Below are 16,232 nucleotides of genomic sequence, written 5' to 3'. Positions count from 1 at the left end.
AAATCAGCAAATCCGGAATATCTCATTAAGATTTGAGATAATCACCAAAACATTGGAGACAATCACCAAAGCAACAGCTTTTTCTTTGGGATAAATTTATAACTGAATTAAAATTTATTTTCTAACCTTTTAAAATTTGTTACAATGAAAAAGTTAATGTTTCTTTTCTTGAGTTTAAGTATTTTTTTCGCAGGATGTGATAACGACGCACTAATCCCGGACTCTGATGCAGATGCGGTTCTGAAATCCGGTAAGATGGTTGAACAAACTATCAAATTTATACAAAGTTCAGGAGTCATGGAAGTAGTTCAAAATGATGCATGTGATAATGGTATGCTACTGCTTGTAGATGGCGATGGGCAGGCTTCGCACATAGGCCATTTTACGGTAATTAATACCACTTGCGTTGATGAAAATTTTAATCCGGTTTCACCTCTCATAGGAGAAATTACAGCAGCAAATGGCGACAAAATCTGCACAATGGTGACTAAGGAGCCATGGATGGAAAATGGAGTAATCCACTACTATTATGAAATTCAACCCGAACTTTGCACTGGCAGGTTTGAAAATGCAACCGGGTACATAATCATGTGGGGCGATATTGATTTTATTGCCATGACCTGGGACCTAAAAGGAGAAGGAAAGATTACTTATTGAATACCATTGAAATTATTGGATTTGTAATAACGGAAATTTTTAGTGGATTGTATCAAACATTTAAGTTCAAAATTAGTAACAATGAAAAAATCAACATTTCTTTTGATACTATTTTGCACACTTTTATGCTTGATGTGAATGAAAATTTGTACAACGAGGTTTTGGACTGGATAAACGCGAGGATGCATGATTAAAACTTAGATATTAATCATTACCACATAAAAGAGCTTATAACTCAGCGTGTTTTCAAGATTGCAGCAGGTTATGAGGATTGCAATGCCAGCAATAATTTGCGTGTAAATATGATTTTAAAAACCTTTGCCGGGTGCCTTCCACAAACCGGCAACGATTTAGCATCGCTACCCACAATGAGCGGCTGGAAAATGCAGTAGGGCCAAGGGATTTATTGAATGGGAAAATACCTGCTGGAATCCTCACAAAAAGTAATTGTAAAAGTTAAAGTGTCATCAATGGGTACCAACAGCCGTAAAATAGTCACCAATTTAACCAAAATCAGGATAAGTAACGCTTTACCTATTAAAAACTAACGATGAATAAACAGGCTAAAAAAATCCGTTCATTCGGAACCCGGAATTCTTTTGATTTAATCCACCGGTCCCGTTGAGTGATATAGGTTTTTCCCCTCCATTCTTTGGTAGCACCGGTTAAAGGTTGAATTTGAATGGAGGGGTTTTTGTTTATCGTTGCAACTATAATTGAGCAGGTGACGAAAAGTCACCAGCTCAAAGACAAGCTGGTATTTCAAAATCAATTGACAATTGATAGCTTTTCAAACGTATTTTCAATCCGTTCATCAGCCCAAACTCCTTCCTGAAACATAATTGCAAGCTTTTGCAACATAGGTTAATCTTTTTGCAACATACGTGCTATGTATTGCATTTGCAATTGGCGTAACTTGAATAGATGAAAAACTTTAAAAGCAAAAAACAAATTATGCCACAGTTTCAAATTATTGAATCATAAGTAATCTGTGAATCTGTGGCAGTTTTCTGGTTTTAAGTAATATTTAAAAACGAAGGCTTTGAAGTTTTAGGCTGCGAAGGCGTTATTGAAGTTGGCGATTGGGAAAACGAAAAATCAATAAACCGTTTAAAGTTTGTGGCAAAAAAATATAAGTAAAAATGAATGCTTCTATTATATCCGGAAAAGAATTCACCGAGCGGCTCAACGCCATCACAGACGCCCGGCTTGCCGACCACCGGTTTGGGGTTTCTGCACTTGCCCGCGAAATGGAGATGAGCCGCTTCACGCTTCACCGAAAAGTGAGGGAGATTTTTCATGAATCGGCCAGTCAGTATATTTCCCATAAACGGCTAAACTTGGCCCGGCAAATTTTGCTGGATAGAAAAACCTCCGTCACTAAAACAGCAACTTTGTGTGGATTTCGCAGCTTAACTTATTTCGATAAATGTTTTCACGACTATTTTGGCTATCCGCCGGGAGAAACCGGAAAACCTAGTCTGGATAAAAAAGAAACAACTTCCAAACGGAAATTTAAACACCTGAAAAAATGGTTTAAATTTTTAAAATAAAATGGATTATCCACCCTCTGCAACATAAATAAAAGCACTTAATACATAATTGAAAGAATTGGCAGAAAATTGAAATCTTTTACAACATAGTTGCTATGTATTGTCTGTTTTTTCTCCCGAAATTTGACTATTAGAAAAACAGTTTCCTTAAAGCCAAATGAAAAAATTAAACAATGTTCTTTGACAATGAGATTGAATGACCATTCAAATTGATCAGATTTCACAATTTGTAAAAACACCTATGCTCTGCCTTACGCTCAGCAATAAGATGTGCCGCCAAATGAGGAAAAAATTACCGGTTTCATTTCATTCAAAGGGGAAAACCGGTGAATTAATGCCCGCTGAGCAGTATCCCCAAAAAAAATTTCAAAATCATAATTCAACAGTTATGAAACCGATTAAAAACAATGTTTTGTTTACCTCTCTTGCAGTGCTGATACTTCTTTTGCTGCCTTTAACTTTTTTGGCCAATGAACTGAATCATACTGATTGGCCTGAAACAAATTCACCGGCAGAAGCAGCCCAACTGTTTGCACAAGGCAGGGAAGCCTTTGAAATGGGTCGCATAAACGACGCCATATTGCATTTTGATGAAGCAGTGCAAAAAGATGCACAGTATGCTGTTGCCTGGCTTTACAAAGCCCTGACAGCCCAAACCGATGCAGACCGAAAAGCCAGCATCGGCAAGGCTGTACGTTTCCGAAATAATGCCACCGAAGAAGAAAGGATGTTGATTGACATTGAGCTGACCTATGCGGATAACAATTCCGAAAAGCGTTTTCAACTGGCAAAACAACTGGCTGAACTACATCCTGAAAATGCCCGTGCATTGCTGGTGCTTGCCGGTGAATTTCAAAAGCGGGGTGAAATCAGCAAATTCAGGGACCTGGCCAGTGAAGCCATCCGTGTTGAACCCAACTCGCCATTGGGATACCGCGCGCTGGCAGCATCCTGGGTACTGAACGAGCCTATTGATTTGCAATTGGCGGGAAAATACATGCAAAAATTTGTTGAACTCAGGCCCGGTGAGGCATCAGCTCATATTGCCCGGGGCGATGTTTACCGTGCTTTCCTCGATTTGGCCAACGCAGAAAAAGCTTTTTCCAAAGCCATTGAAATTGAGCCCGAAAATGCTGTTGCCCTGGCAAAAAGAGGGTACATTCATACCTATTTGGGAAATTTGGAAGAAGCACGTACCGATTTTAATAAAGCGACTGCACTCGTCGGCCACAAACAGGATTATTCAAAACCCAATTTCAGCATGGTTTCCTACCTTTTCCCAGGTAACGGAAAAACAACAGCTACCGACGAAGAATTTTTCAGCAATATGAATAGAAAAAACAAAAAAATTCCACTGAATGGTGCTTCAGATAACTGTTATTTTTGCCGCAGCGTCATTTCAATGAATCATGGTTTTGTTGCAACACCTGATGAGTCAATGAATACCTGTTGTTGTCTCCGGCATGAATTTGATGTGGAAGGGAGGGTGCCCGATGAATCAACTATTGAAGCCAATTTTGCATTTATGAGGGGATTTCGTGCTCTTCAGGATGGAAATTATGAAAAAACAAAACAATTAATTGAAGAATATGCGAATGCCGTGAGCCCTGGAATGAAACCCGGGAAAAATGAAGCCCATAATTTTTTATTAGGTGTAGCACTGTTAAACCAGGGAAAATATAGTAAAGCGCTTGCCCAATTTAAAAAATCGGATACCAGCAACATTTTTGTTAAATACAACATGGCTGTGGCCTATGACGAACTTGGCAAATACGAAGAAGCAAAAAATGAATTTACAGAAGTAGCAGACCTCAATTTTTCTTTAGCCTGTTTTTCTCCATTGGGTAAAATTGCCAAAGTATGGTTGAAATCCTATGAAGATTCCAGCCTCGCCCAAAAATAAACGATTTTTGGCGGGCCATGCCTGAATAAAATGGGTATGCAAATGAATCAGAGGAAAGACCTGAAGTTTTTTTCGATGTTTTTCAGGGTTTTTCCTCTGCCTTTTTTATTGCCGGCTCCCCAAAACCTGGAACATGATTCATTGTCCGTTTCAGTTAAGAACTTCAAAAAATATTCGTAACTTTCTTCTGGAAAAACGGTAAAAACCAGTGTTTTAAAAAAACCAGAATGACCGGTGCAACCCATAACGGAAATGATTTTATTAGCCGGCTGAGAGAAATCGTTGAAGCGAACTTTCACGACGAGAATTTCGGTGTATCAGACCTTGTGCAGAAATCGGGCAAAAGCCATTCGTGGGTACATCGCTATTTAAAAAAACACAACAATCAATCCGTCAGTTATTTTATCCGGAAAGTACGTTTGGAAAAATCGATGGAGATGCTTATTCAGAGTGACGAATCCGCCTCGGAGATTGCCTTCCGGGTAGGTTTTGGCAGTCCGGCTTATTTTAACCACTGCTTTCACGAGCACTTCGGATTTCCGCCGGGAGAAGCGCGAAAACGGGCAATGAATCTGCATGAAAACGAATCAATCACTGGCAGTCTGGAACAACAATCCAGGCAGGATGCAATAAACAGTGCCAGTCGTAGAAAGGGGAAAAGCCGCAAAAAGAAGGTGGTTTGGATTGCTGTTTCAGTCGTTTTTCTTTTAGCTCTTTTTGCTCAGCCCGTGTATAATCTGTTTTTTGCAGGCGCCACAAAACAAAAAGAACTGGCAGCCTCTGAAAAATCCATTGTTGTGCTGCCGTTTAAAAATTTAAGTTCCGACACTGATAATCAGTATTTTGCCGACGGAATTACAGAAGACATTCTGAACCGGCTTTCAGGAATTCCCGGATTGAAAGTGGTGTCGCGTACCTCGGCTGAGCAGTTTCGTGAAAGTACACTTGATGCCCGTGAAATTTCACGGCAACTGGGTGTAAACTTTTTACTTGAGGGAAGTGTACGGCGTCATGATGATCAAGTGCGAATAAGTGTGCAGTTTATCGACGCCCGAACCGATCAGCATATCTGGTCGGAAAACTACGACCGGCAAATGACCGGCATTTTTGCCATTCAAAGCGATATTGCGCAAAATGTAGCCACAGAATTACAAACCGCACTGACTGCAGCGGAGCTGAAAAAAATTGAAAAAATTCCCACAAAAAACACCGAAGCCTATAATTATTATTTGCTGGGAAGATTTCATTCCTCCAAACGAAAGCATGAATCGTACAGGAAAGGAATTGAATACTATGAAAAAGCCATAACCATTGATCCTGAATTTGCTCTGGCGTATGCCGGACTTTCCGATAACTTTCATCTGCTGGCGCTACAGGGAGGAATGGACAGAAACGAGGGAATTGAAAAAGCCATTGAACTGGCTGAAAAAGCCAATACACTGGATCCCAATCTGGCTGAACCCTATGCCGTTCTGGGCGATATTTACAACTACGAACACTGGGATTGGGAGAAAGCAGAACAACACCTACTTAAAGCACTGGAATTAAATCCAAATTATTCAACTGCACACCAGTACTACTCTGAATTATTGGCCATTTTGGGGAAGAATGAGAAAGCAAGGAACCACATCAACAAGGCTTTGGAACTCGATCCGTTCTCTTTTGTAGTAAGGCATTTCAGCACATTATTTTATGCAAACACCGGTGAGTTTGAAAAAGCACTGGACGAAAATAAAATCTGTTTCGAACTGGTGCCCGATCATGACTGGGCTATCTCGCTTGAATATCAGATACACTGTTTAATGCAAAACGAACAGGCGGCAGTGGAATACCTTAAAAAAGTGGGTACAAATTCGGGGGCATGGACTCCTGAAGAATTGGACAGTGTATTTATTAACGGAAGTTTTAAAGGGTTTTATGAATGGCGATTAAAAGAGGGACAATACAGAACGACAAAAATTTATTGCAACGCCATGCTTGGCAATGATGAGATTTTGATGGAATTGCTGGAAGAAGAGTATCTGGAAGGCAGGCTGAGCCCAATGAACACTACCGCTATTGAATTTAAAACGATACGTTCGAATCCGCGGTTCATTGCCATCAGGGAAAAAATGGGGTTACTTCCACTTCAGTAACTTTTGCTTAACGTTTAATCATTTTTATTCTCCCTTCAAAACAGAAAAATCCCTTCAGCTAAATTTTTTGCAATCCCCGGCAACATAATTGAAAGAATGTGCAAAAAATTGAAAGTTTTTGCAACATAGTTGCTATGTGCCGCCAGCTTTTTCTCCCGAAATTTAATATGGATTAAATCATTTAAATCCGCATTGTTTAATTTAAAAATTAGTATCATGAAAACACTAGTAAAAATTTTCTTTTTAATGGTTGTAACAAGCCTGGTTGCAGGGTGCAATAAAAACGATGACTTCTGTGAAGTAAATTCATCTGACAATCAATTAAAATCTGCCAGTTCCAGAACCATTAATTTTCAAATGACAGGTGAATATTATACACCTGTAATTTGCGACGGTGAGACCGTTGATTTTTTATATTTATCTGAGGTGGCCGATCAAAAAACACATATAACAGCTCACCTTAAAAATGGTCAGTTTGTATGGATGATTGTACATTGCAAATTAACAATTACAAGCGAGCTAACCGGTGAGACATTTAAAATAAACGACCAGACTAAAGTTACCTTCGATGAAAACGGAGTGTATGATACATTTACGATGCACATTCACTCAAAAGGGGATAAAGGCACTCATGTGATCATGTTTTTTGAGGCTGACTGGGAAAATCAAACGTTGAATTTATTTAAAGGCATTTGTCCGCAATATGGTGATGAATGATTCTTGTTCAATAACAAGGAACTCCACAATATTATTGGATCTTATGAGGTGTAAAATCACACCATTTTTATAGGTAAAACAATAAAAATTAAAAAAAAATGAAAACATTCAAATTACTGTTTCAAATTTTAATTTTTGCCGGCCTCCTGGCCGGATGCAACAAAAACGTGGAATTCTTTGAAAATGAAACCCTCGAATTGAAAAAAGCGCAGGTTGAGGTAACCGTACCGTTTGAGGTGAATCTTTTGGGCGAAATTGCTGATCTAATATTTGACGACCCGGAATGTTTGGACGGGGGTTTTCCCGTGCGCGCTGTGGTTGAAACCAGCGGCAATGCCACCCACATGGGCAAAGTTACGTTAACTTTCAATTTCTGTACCGGAGGGGCTCCCGATCCGGCGATTCCAAATTCGGTCTATACGTTTGCCGCCAGTTCTTTTGAACTGACAGGTGCCAATGGCGATAAATTATTTCTTTATAACGGAGGAGGGGCAGGTATTCTTGGCACCAACGAGCATCCTGATTATGTAACGGACTACTGGAAAAGTGTTGCAGTAATCACCGGAGGAACCGGCAGGTTTGAAGGAGCATCCGGTGAATTGCAAATGGACGATTATTGCACGAGTGTTGACGATTACACGCGTCATCACTGGACTGGTGAAATTACCCTGAAAAAAGGGAAAAAGTAAGTTTTATCAAAAATCCACATTGTTTAATTTAAATAATTCGCGTTATGAAAGCACTAAAATTTTTTCTGACAGTTTTTGTCGTGATGACTTTTTTTGCACTTGCTTCCTATTCCCAGGGGAATGTTAAAACAACTTATTATTACAATTCTGGTGAGCTTGTAAGTATTCAACTCCCCGGATTAGCAGAAACAGTTACTGGGTCTTATGCTGGTTACTGGACCGTCTGGTATTTCAAATGGCAGTGGAGAGCAAAGGGTACTTATGTTGGCGACGATTCCGGTACAATTTATTATACCTCTGCAGTTGAAAATTATAATTTTAAAAACTGGATGCCGGGGTCAGTAGAAACAGGCACTGGACGAATGCACATTCAAGACGAATATGGAACAATGTATTACACTTTGCATTACATCAGTCATACAACAATTAATGCAAATGGGGAACTAACTTCAGATGTATCTAAAGAATTTGAATTTATGTTGGAGTAAGTTGACATTCTGAAGGTTCAGTTTACAGTTGACCCCCAGATTACCTCATTTTTATTTATAGATAAAACACTAAAAATCAAAAAGATGAAAACATTCAAGTTACTATTTCAAATTTTAATTTTTACCGGCCTCCTGGCCAGATGCAACAAAACCGGGGAGTTCTTCGAAAATGATACTCCTGAGTTGAAAAAAGCGCAGGTTGAGGTTACTGTGCCATTTGAAGCAAACCTAATTGGCGAATATGTCGGATTCTTTTTCCCGGGTGATGAAGGATTTGATTGTGACGAAACTTTTTATTGCCGTGTTTTGGTTGATGCACAGGGTACAGCTACACACATGGGAAAAATTGAAGCCCATTTTAACTTTTGCGCCTGTGGCCCGGATGATCCTGAAATAGAGGGGACAGACTCCAAATATGGCCCGACTGACCTCTGTTTTATTGCCGCAAACGGCGATAAATTGTTTTTGTCCTGTGGTGGCAGTGTAGTGGATGGAAGATTGCCGCATCACCCCGAAGATGTAAACAGCTACTGGCACGATCCATTTGTTATTACCGGTGGAACCGGCAAATTTGAAGGGGCAACCGGCAACGGCTGGACCGACGATTACAACAGGGATTCCTATCCTGAAAATTCATTTCATCACTGGACAGGAACTATTACATTGAAAAAGGGCAATAAATAATTCTCTGAAAACCGTTCATCCGGAACCCGTAATTCTTTTGATTTAATCCACAGGTTCCGTTGAGTAAATAGGTTTTTCCCCTCCATTCTTTGGTTGCACCGGTTTAAGGTTGATTTGAATGGAGGGGTTTTTAATTACAACCGCCGGAATCTAATCCGCAATAGGTGAAATCTGCTCTTATGTAACAAAATCTCCTGATTCTGCAAAAAACAAATTATGCCACAGATTCACAGATTGCTAATGATTCAACACTTTAAATCTGTGAATCAGTGGCAATTTTCTGGTTCTAAATAAAATTCAAAAAATCAGTCAGTTAAAAATACCGGCCAACACTTCCAAAAAAAATCGTAACTTTTCTTATTAAAAAAGGTAAAAACCAGTGTGTTTAAAAAACCAAAATGGCTGAATCCACCTTAAACGGGCAGGAATTTTCAGAACGGCTAACAAAAATAATTGAAGCCAATTTGAAAAACGAACAGTTTGGAGTTACTCAACTGGTCCATGAAATGAAAATGAGCCATTCCAGCCTGCACCGTGCTGTAAAAAATGCTGCCGGGTTAACCATCAGCCAGTTTATTTGTATGGTGCGGTTAAAAAACGCACAGGAAATTCTGAAACAAAACCCGGCTATCACGGTATCAGAGGTAGCTTATGCCTGTGGATTTCACAGCGTTACTTACTTCAATAAGTGTTTTCACGACTTTTATGGTTTTTCTCCGGGAGAGGCAAAAAAACAAACTGAGCCCAAAAACAATGCACCAAAAACGCCCCTGCCGCTAACAAAACAAAAAAAATGGCTGCTGGCTTCGGTTCTTCTGTCTGCACTTCTGATTATTCTGTTCTTCACCCATGAGCAGTTCAATATTCCTGTTCTTCCTGAAAATAAACCCCTGGAAAAAACCATTGCCGTGCTGCCTTTTAAAAACGACAGCCCCGATTCAACCAACGCTTATTTTATTAACGGACTGATGGAATCCATTCTGAATAACTTGTCAAACATTGAAGATTTGAATGTGCGCTCGCGGACTTCGGTTGAAAAATTCAGGGAGGGCAATAAATCGTTAAAAGAAATTGCAAAGGAACTGAATGTGGATTACCTCGTGGAAGGGAACGGTCAGAAATACGGCGATGAAGTTTTGCTGAACATTCAGTTGATTGAGGCAAATACCGACCGCCATCTGTTTTCCGAACAATACCGGAAAGAAATCAGGGAAGTGAAAGACTTTATTGATTTGCAAAGCGAAATTGCGTTAAACATTGTTTCAAAAATCAATGCAGAATTAAGTCCGGAAGAAGAACAGAATATTAAAGAAATTCCAACCGAAAATATGGCGGCCTATAATTTATACCTCCGGGGTTTAGATTATCTGAGACTGGCAAAACAAAGTCCTCTTTTTCAATTTTCTGAAGATATTTACAAAGCTAAAAGTCTTTTTGAAGATGCCATAAAACTGGACACCACCTTTAGTCTTGCCTATAGCTGGTTAGCTCATATTTACATCGACAATCTCTGGTATTGGGCCGGTGCCAACCTCGCAGACCGATATCTCGACACTGGTATTATACTTGTAAACAATGCATTAAAGTATGATGCAGCAAATGTATTCGCCCAATCAGTAAAGGGAACCTATTACAACTATAAAGGAATGTACAAAGAGGCTGAAGCTATTTTTGAAGATATGGAGCAAAAGCAGCGTGACCTGCCGGGAACCTGGGAAACCCAATTTAATTTTTATCGCCATCAAAATGATATTTATAACGCCATTAAAAGCTTCTACAAATACCTGGAACTGAAAGAGGAAAATTTACCACCTTACATTATTCAAAGTATAACGATGTGCCTTACCAATGCAGGCTTCCCGGAACTCAGGCAAAAATATGCCCGGGAGCTAACCCGGCTATATAATGACTCCGCCGGATATTTAAGATTAATGGGATTAACAGAAATGTATTCCGGCGATTTTGAAACGGCTGACCAATATTACTCACTTGCTTATAAAATGGATTCGCTGGACATTGGGTCCTGGTCGGGTTTAATGTCAAATCATTTGTTCCGCGAAGAATACGCTGACGCTGCGGTTTTCCTTCAGAAAATTGAAAATGCTGGGAATAATCATCAGGTTTCTATTGCAACCCGTTTTTTTGGGGGATATGCCGCGTTGAAAAGTGGCAGAAAAACGGATGCGGAAATTTATTTTAAAAACGAATTAAAAAATTTTTTGAATACCATTGAATTGAACACTCCTGCTGCACAACGCTTTGAATCCCATTTTTTTATTGCAGTTACATATGCGGCCCTGGAAGAAAAAGAAAAAGCGTTGGAATACTTATCAATTCTAAACAATATTGAAAATGTTCCTTATAATTATATCATGGTTCTTCAAAAATGGCCGGGTTTCGAAATTATTCGTGAAGAATCTGAATTCCTGAAATTGGAAAATAACCTGGTAACCAAATACCAAAAAGAACATGAACGGATAGGTAAACTCTTGAAAGAATTGGGAGAAATTGAATCATAAAATACAACAACCTCCCCCTGCAACATAAGTTAAAGAATTGACAAATAATTTAAAGCCTTTGCAACATAAGTGGTTGGTCTTGCATTAGGATGTTCCCGAACTTTAATCCTATTAATCATTTAATTAAAGGAGGAACAAAAAATGAAAACAACAGGAAGTAAAAAAATGGAAGTATGGGCGATTGTGGTTAGCCTGATTTTTACACTGGCTTTTACAACGACCGAAGCCCAGCAAAAATTTAAAATGGCCGGAACGGGAGAATACACCATGATTGAAGGACAGGCATTCAATATTTCTGATGCAGAAGGACACCAGGTGAGATTAAACAAGGCAGAGGGAAACAACCTCAGCACCGGAGAAACCGAATGGATGCACAATGCGCGGGCAATTAACATTTCATTTACCGATGTAACAATGGGAAATGGATTTCATCAGGGGTACGCAACCATTGAAAAAGGTAATGACCGGATTGTTTCACAATGGGAAGGTAAAATGAAAACGGTAATGTCGGATGCGGGAACTCCTTTGACAACATTCGAAGGGAATATGTGGTGGACAGATGCCACCGGAAAATACAAAGATATGCATGGAGTTGCTACTTACAAAGGCCATTTTACTTCAGAAAATACGTATATGGTGGAATGGAAAGGCGAGTACTGGAAAAAAGACAACCAGCAGGCAAAGAAATAATTAAACTGATATTAATTCTTGAGTAGTATTTATGAGGTAAAATTCAATTTAACAACTAAAAACCGAAACACCATGAAAAATTACCACTCGATAATTCAGGTGGTCCTTGTTTTTGTATTAACCGGATTCATTTCAATGGCACAGGAAAATATCATAGCGGAAATAGAAAAAAACGTGGAAATACCTGTTCTGGCAAAAACCATTTTTTACAACCAGTTCAGAGGAACCAACTGTTGTGGTGTGGCCCCTGCCAATGCCAATCCGCCTGTCAATGTATTGCCCGACGAAAACCTGGCCTGGAAAACGGAAATAGCCGACGGTGTGTCTTCACCTTGCATCTGGGAAAATTCTGTTTTTTTGACCGGCTACGAGCCTTTCGATCGGTTGTTAATTACGTATTGTATTGATAAAGAATCAGGTGCTGTTTTATGGGAGAAATCTGTCCTGCCTGATTCCATTGAACCGGTTCACCCGGTTGGCAGCCCGGCTGCTGCAACGCCAACTACCGACGGCAAACATGTGTATGTTTATTTTGGGTCGTACGGAATTATTTGTTACGATTTCGCAGGCAACCTGGTTTGGGAAAAGAAATTACCTGTGCTCAAAACCAGGTATGGGTCGTGTGCATCGCCGGTAATTTTAAAAGGCAAACTGATATTAAACCGATTTGAGGTAGATAATCCGGTGGTTTTGGCACTTGAACCCTCAACGGGAGAAACCATATGGGAAACTAAACTAAGTACAATACCGGGTTTAACTGAGTCCTTGCAGCGGAGTCAGTCCACACCATTGTTATGGAATGATCAGATTATTCTGCACCGCTCACTGGCTTTAATGTCGGTTAATATTGACAATGGTCATGAAAACTGGTCAATTCCTTTGGTAAGTATGGGGTCCAGCACCCCGGTTATTATTGATGACGTGCTTTATGTAAACGGATACTCAAATCTTGGCGAGGCAAGACTTTACGATAAACTCCCTGATTTTATCAGCATGCTTGTAAAATATGACAAAAACCAGGACAGTTTAATGCAATTTCAGGAAATACCTGACGATCTTGCTTTTTTCAGAAGACCAGACCTTGATTTGCCCTTAAAATATGACACATTGTTCTCATGGAACCTCATGGCTCCATCCTTTGATATATCACAGGATAAGGCTTTGAATGAGCAGGAATGGAAAGGGATGGAGCAATTTTGGTCACAATTTTACGCAGAGCATGGTGTTGTAGCTATTGATCTGAAAAATGCAGGAAAGGCTAATGCTTCAGAATATTTGTGGAAAGAAAACGAATACATTGCAGAAATCCCTTCCTTAATTTGCTCCGGCAACCAGGTTTACATGATTTCAAACGGAGGCCTGGTTACCTGCATGAATTCGGAAACCGGAGAGGTTATTTACCGTGAAAAACTGGGGGCTCCCGGAGCCTATATTGCATCTCCTCTGATGGCAAACGGTCATATTTATTTTGTTTCCTATAACGGAACAATTACAGTGGTAAAATCGGGCGATAAACTGAACGTGGTTTCCCAGTGCAACCTGAAAGAAAAAGTGGCCGCCTCGCCGGTAGCTGCCGATAACCAATTGTTTGTGCGCACAACAGAAACGTTGTATGCTTTCGGAAAATAATTACATCAAAAATGAAAGATATAGTATTAATGGCTAAAGCCAGTTTTAGGTGCTACAATTTTTACCCCCGGCTTAAGCCGGAGGCAATGAATCCGACTACATTCGGGGGCTCATTCAGCCATTAAATTATTTCTATATGAAGTGACAATAGTGTTAAAAATTAACCCGATGAGACAATACTATGATACAATCATTTTTTTAATCCTCACCGGGCTGTTTCCCTTTCTTTGTCCGGGGCAAAGCGTTGAACCCTTGTCGAAACAACCACCTTACCAGGTCACCAGAATTTCCGGCGGCATCACTTTCGACGGAATACCCGACGAAGCCGCCTGGGAATCCATTGATGCGTTGCCACTTGTTATGTACAGGCCGGTTTTCGGGGAAGCGCCCTCCGAAAAATCAATCATCAAAATTGCGTACGATGATGAATATTTTTATGCTTCGGCATGGCTTTTTTACCAGAATCCTGAGCAAATAAGGGCAATTGGAAAAAAGAGAGACTACTTGTCTTTTGCGCCCGACTGGTTCGGCTTCACCATGGATTCATTTTACGATAAGGAAAATGCCTTCATTTTTGGTGTCAACTCCAACGGTGCCCGCAATGATGGAGCTATTAAAAATGACTTGCTGATTGGTTCCGATATCAATTTTAGCTGGAACACCTTTTGGGATGTAGAAACAGTGATGCAGAAGGACGGATGGACGGTTGAAGTGCGGGTCCCGTTTTCAAGTCTTCGGTTTCAAACCAGGGAAGGAAAAACACAAATGGGCCTTATTCTGATGCGGTCGGTAGCTGCCAAAAACGAAACCGTAACGTGGCCGCTAATTTCTCCAGATTATATTTATCCCTTCTGGAAACCTTCTCTTGGTGCGCTCGTTGAATTCGAAGGACTGGAGCCCAAAAATCCGCTGTATGTTACGCCTTACGTTACCGCCGGAATCGGACAGATAAACAGCCTGAACGAGCAGGAAACAGGGTACGAAATGAGTTCAACATTTAAAAAAGATGCCGGGCTGGATGTAAAATACAGCCTTACCAACAACCTCACCGCCGACCTCACCATCAACACCGACTTTGCCCAGGTGGAAGCTGACGACCAGGTCATTAACCTCACCCGCTTTTCGCTGTACTTTCCGGAAAAACGGGTCTTTTTCCTGGAAAAAGAAGATGTGTTTGACTTTTCGCTGCTGGGAAACAACAACCTTTTTTACAGCCGCCGCATTGGATTGTACAACGGCAACCCGGTGCGCATTTACGGGGGAGCGCGCCTCACCGGGAGAGCGGGAAAATGGGATGTGGGATTTCTAAATATGCAAACTGAAAAGTATGCAGAAAATCCTTCGGAAAACTTTGGTGCCATCCGCACAAAACGGAAGGTTTTTAATGCTTACTCCTACGTTGGAGGAATGGTTACCAGCCGGCTGGGAACCGACGGTTCTTACAATGTGGCTTATGGAATTGACGGCCTGTTCCGGGTAGCCGGCGATGATTACCTGACCCTGAAATGGGCGCAAACGTTTGAAGACAATGCCGAAAATACATTCTTCGGAACCGATCCTTCCCGGTTTATTTGCAGGTGGCAGCGGCGTAATGAAACCGGATTCGCCTACGATTTAATTTATGGCTGGTCGGGAAAAAGTTTTAATCCCGGAATTGGTTTTGAAGTAAAACAAAATTACCAGGGACCCAATGCCACCGTTCAGTATGGATGGCTGCCCGGTAAAGAATTCTTTTTACGCCACCATAAAATTTCGCTTTCGGGAAACACCTGGTTCAATACCGTTACTGGCGACCATGAAACGACAAATGCTTTGTTGCAGTGGGATTTCAGCGCAAAAAAAGGATATACAGGATACATCAACGCACTTTGGAGTCTGGAATCACTCCCAAACGAACTTATCCTGGGAATGGGAAATAACCAGGACACTGTACCAGCAGGGGAATATTCGTTCACCAACTTCAGCGCCCGATATGAAACTTCATCAGCCCATGCTTTTTCTGCCATATTTTATACCGAAGCCGGTAATTTCTATGATGGCTGGAAATGGACATTCTTCACAAATCCCTACCTGAAAATCGGAACCGATTACGATATCGGGCTCTATTACGGGATTGACAGGGTGAAATTTCCTGAACGCGAAAAGGAATTTACCAACCACATTTTGCGTTTCAGCGGACTGATGACGCTGACCACCAAAACCTCGTTTTCGGCTTTTGTGCAGTACAACACCGCAATCGACGGGGTGATTGGAAATATCCGGTTCCGCTACAACCCACGCGACGGCAACGATTTTTACCTGGTTTACGACGAGCGGGTGCATACCAACCGCACAAGGGAAACTCCTGCACTACCATTTACGGACAGAAGGACTGTATTGTTGAAATATACCTATACGTTCAGATGGTGAGAAGCGAATATAAATATTTATAAACAAGCATCATGAAACAATATTTTAAAGAAAGGATAGAAATGAAAGAATATTCAAAATTATTCAAAATTGCACTACTTGTGCTAGTCCCGATAATTGCACAAAGTCAGGAAATCCAACCTGCAAAAATTATCATAA

At 40.6% G+C, this 16,232-nt stretch carries 13 protein-coding genes; all 13 read left to right on the top strand.

Going from position 1 to position 16,232, the window contains the following annotated elements; all coding sequences use genetic code 11:
- Positions 1-297: 297 nt before the first annotated feature.
- The 13 genes from ACESMA_RS19975 (at position 298) to ACESMA_RS19915 (ending at position 16,073) form a co-directional block, all read left to right on the top strand.
- Positions 298-657 (top strand): hypothetical protein, encoded by a 360-nt coding sequence (locus ACESMA_RS19975; protein ID WP_372950641.1) that lies wholly within the window; start codon positions 298-300, stop codon positions 655-657.
- A 203-nt stretch (positions 658-860) separates the two neighbouring features.
- Complete coding sequence (locus ACESMA_RS19970) at positions 861-1,049, top strand: transposase (RefSeq protein ID WP_372950642.1); 189 nt, start codon at positions 861-863, stop codon at positions 1,047-1,049.
- A gap of 750 nt (positions 1,050-1,799) precedes the next feature.
- Positions 1,800-2,210 carry a helix-turn-helix transcriptional regulator gene (locus ACESMA_RS19965; protein WP_372950640.1) on the top strand — a complete coding sequence of 137 codons (411 nt, stop codon included), beginning with the start codon at positions 1,800-1,802 and terminating at the stop codon, positions 2,208-2,210.
- Between the two features lie 388 nt (positions 2,211-2,598).
- Positions 2,599-4,113 (top strand): tetratricopeptide repeat protein, encoded by a 1,515-nt coding sequence (locus ACESMA_RS19960; protein ID WP_372950638.1) that lies wholly within the window; start codon positions 2,599-2,601, stop codon positions 4,111-4,113.
- Positions 4,114-4,340: 227 nt separating this feature from the next.
- A complete protein-coding gene (locus tag ACESMA_RS19955; RefSeq protein ID WP_372950637.1) occupies positions 4,341-6,248 on the top strand; it encodes a helix-turn-helix domain-containing protein in 1,908 nt (635 codons plus the stop codon).
- Between the two features lie 216 nt (positions 6,249-6,464).
- Positions 6,465-6,965 (top strand): hypothetical protein, encoded by a 501-nt coding sequence (locus tag ACESMA_RS19950; protein ID WP_372950636.1) that lies wholly within the window; start codon positions 6,465-6,467, stop codon positions 6,963-6,965.
- Positions 6,966-7,063: 98 nt separating this feature from the next.
- Entirely contained in the window at positions 7,064-7,654 is a 591-nt protein-coding gene (locus tag ACESMA_RS19945) for a hypothetical protein (protein ID WP_372950635.1), read from the top strand.
- 44 nt (positions 7,655-7,698) lie between these two features.
- Positions 7,699-8,142 (top strand): hypothetical protein, encoded by a 444-nt coding sequence (locus tag ACESMA_RS19940; RefSeq protein ID WP_372950634.1) that lies wholly within the window; start codon positions 7,699-7,701, stop codon positions 8,140-8,142.
- A gap of 84 nt (positions 8,143-8,226) precedes the next feature.
- A complete protein-coding gene (locus tag ACESMA_RS19935; protein WP_372950633.1) occupies positions 8,227-8,826 on the top strand; it encodes a hypothetical protein in 600 nt (199 codons plus the stop codon).
- Positions 8,827-9,224: 398 nt separating this feature from the next.
- A complete protein-coding gene (locus tag ACESMA_RS19930; protein WP_372950632.1) occupies positions 9,225-11,345 on the top strand; it encodes a helix-turn-helix domain-containing protein in 2,121 nt (706 codons plus the stop codon).
- A gap of 141 nt (positions 11,346-11,486) precedes the next feature.
- A complete protein-coding gene (locus ACESMA_RS19925; protein WP_372950631.1) occupies positions 11,487-12,035 on the top strand; it encodes a hypothetical protein in 549 nt (182 codons plus the stop codon).
- A gap of 72 nt (positions 12,036-12,107) precedes the next feature.
- On the top strand, positions 12,108-13,664 hold the full coding sequence (locus ACESMA_RS19920) for a PQQ-binding-like beta-propeller repeat protein (protein ID WP_372950630.1): 1,557 nt from the start codon (positions 12,108-12,110) through the stop codon (positions 13,662-13,664).
- 168 nt (positions 13,665-13,832) lie between these two features.
- The gene (locus ACESMA_RS19915; RefSeq protein ID WP_372950629.1) at positions 13,833-16,073 is read left to right on the top strand and encodes a DUF5916 domain-containing protein; all 2,241 of its coding nucleotides are present in this window, start codon (positions 13,833-13,835) and stop codon (positions 16,071-16,073) included.
- Positions 16,074-16,232: the final 159 nt, after the last annotated feature.

Source organism: Mariniphaga sp., assembly GCF_041687215.1.
Taxonomy (GTDB): domain Bacteria; phylum Bacteroidota; class Bacteroidia; order Bacteroidales; family Prolixibacteraceae; genus Mariniphaga.
This window is presented reverse-complemented; position numbering and strand designations above follow the sequence as displayed.

What these genes read in the sequence shown, in the direction of transcription:
- ACESMA_RS19955 (WP_372950637.1), top strand. Translation starts at nt 4,341, where the DNA reads ATGACCGGTGCAACCCATAACGGAAATGATTTTATTAGCCGGCTGAGA.
- ACESMA_RS19975 (WP_372950641.1), top strand. Translation starts at nt 298, where the DNA reads ATGGAAGTAGTTCAAAATGATGCATGTGATAATGGTATGCTACTGCTT.
- ACESMA_RS19920 (WP_372950630.1), top strand. Translation starts at nt 12,108, where the DNA reads ATGAAAAATTACCACTCGATAATTCAGGTGGTCCTTGTTTTTGTATTA.
- ACESMA_RS19945 (WP_372950635.1), top strand. Translation starts at nt 7,064, where the DNA reads ATGAAAACATTCAAATTACTGTTTCAAATTTTAATTTTTGCCGGCCTC.
- ACESMA_RS19915 (WP_372950629.1), top strand. Translation starts at nt 13,833, where the DNA reads ATGAGACAATACTATGATACAATCATTTTTTTAATCCTCACCGGGCTG.
- ACESMA_RS19950 (WP_372950636.1), top strand. Translation starts at nt 6,465, where the DNA reads ATGAAAACACTAGTAAAAATTTTCTTTTTAATGGTTGTAACAAGCCTG.
- ACESMA_RS19935 (WP_372950633.1), top strand. Translation starts at nt 8,227, where the DNA reads ATGAAAACATTCAAGTTACTATTTCAAATTTTAATTTTTACCGGCCTC.
- ACESMA_RS19960 (WP_372950638.1), top strand. Translation starts at nt 2,599, where the DNA reads ATGAAACCGATTAAAAACAATGTTTTGTTTACCTCTCTTGCAGTGCTG.
- ACESMA_RS19925 (WP_372950631.1), top strand. Translation starts at nt 11,487, where the DNA reads ATGAAAACAACAGGAAGTAAAAAAATGGAAGTATGGGCGATTGTGGTT.
- ACESMA_RS19930 (WP_372950632.1), top strand. Translation starts at nt 9,225, where the DNA reads ATGGCTGAATCCACCTTAAACGGGCAGGAATTTTCAGAACGGCTAACA.
- ACESMA_RS19965 (WP_372950640.1), top strand. Translation starts at nt 1,800, where the DNA reads ATGAATGCTTCTATTATATCCGGAAAAGAATTCACCGAGCGGCTCAAC.
- ACESMA_RS19940 (WP_372950634.1), top strand. Translation starts at nt 7,699, where the DNA reads ATGAAAGCACTAAAATTTTTTCTGACAGTTTTTGTCGTGATGACTTTT.